1 protein-coding gene is annotated in these 1,270 nt (G+C 39.9%); it reads right to left on the bottom strand.

Features of this window, described 5'->3' with window-relative positions:
• Positions 1-21: 21 nt before the first annotated feature.
• A complete protein-coding gene (locus LOZ91_RS14530) occupies positions 22-1,173 on the bottom strand; it encodes an IS4-like element ISAbe18 family transposase (protein WP_004645517.1) in 1,152 nt (383 codons plus the stop codon).
• Positions 1,174-1,270: the final 97 nt, after the last annotated feature.

Raw genomic sequence — 1,270 nt, 5'->3', positions numbered from 1 at the left:
TCATTGCTGTCCCACAATTTTTCACAAGAGGAAGCTCATTTGAGCTTCCTCTTGTTTTATCGGTATTTTATCGGGTGAAAATAAAGCTTTTAAAGTTCTTCTTTCAAACAAATTCACTTGAATTATTCTGAGTAAACGTTGAACTGTCCAACCTGTTTTCCCTAAATGTTGAGCGAAACTCACCAATAAATAGGCGATCATCGCAATCCAGATTTGTGTCTGAATTGCGTTCCTGCTGCGGCCTAGAAACGCTTTTAATTTGAGATTCTGCTTAATCGCCTTAAAGAACAGCTCAACTTTCCAACGATCTTTATAAATCGCCGCAATGGTGGAGGCGGCTAAATGAAAGTTATTGCTGAGAAAGCTAAAGTGCTTGCCACTTTGCTGATCTCTATATTCAATTCTTCTTAACACTGGGGCTTTTCTTTTTAGGGCATGTGCGCTATTCAGCTGAATGGTTTCATCTTTTAGAATACCTTTGGATTCAAGCACTGGATGTTGCTGGATCACCTGATACACAGATTTAGGCCTAAAACGTGTGACAAATCCAATGTTTTGAGCAGTCAGATTTGCATACCATTGGTAATCGACATAGCCTTTATCAAAAACTACAATGCTGCCAGCAGGAAACTGGAATTTGCGGCCTTGTACCATGTCATTTTCTTTGCCATTTTCAACTGCAACAAACTCAGGAATATCATTGCTGTGATTCAATCCTATGCTGAGTTTCATGCTGGCTTTTGAGTCGTGAACTTTGGCCCATTCACATAAGGAAAGCGACAGGTCAATATGACTGGCATCCAAGGAATACAAGGGATTCTTAAAGCGAAATTTATGAGCTACTTTTGAGTGTTCATAGTATTTAAGCAACTTGTGAAATAGCTGTTGATACAAGGCAGCAGGCTGCTGCTCATTGATTCGTGCCAGCGTGCTTCGGGGAATAGACTTTGCTCCGAGATGACTTAGCTTTTCCTGTTGGCACTCCAAATTGGATTGAATATCTCTCAGACTTTGTCTACAAGAGAATTGAGACATCAATATGGCAATAAACTGATCCCACCGGGAAGCCGCTCTAAATTTCTGTCCAACATGGTGTACTTTAGCAAGTTGTTCAAAATCCTGTCGCACAACAGGTTTAATTAGCTCATGAAATACGGTATTCTGATGTGACAAAACCTGAATCCTGGTCGTTAAAGTGTTTGTTTGCACTCATATTTTAACTGTTAGGACTCAGGTTTTTTTATTTAAAGCAAACTATGGGACAGCAGTG

Source organism: Acinetobacter sp. F-1 (assembly GCF_022869025.1).
Taxonomy (GTDB): Bacteria; Pseudomonadota; Gammaproteobacteria; order Pseudomonadales; family Moraxellaceae; genus Acinetobacter; species Acinetobacter pseudolwoffii.
The sequence above is the reverse complement of the archived record's forward strand: the minus strand, read 5'-3'. Positions and strand labels throughout refer to the sequence as shown.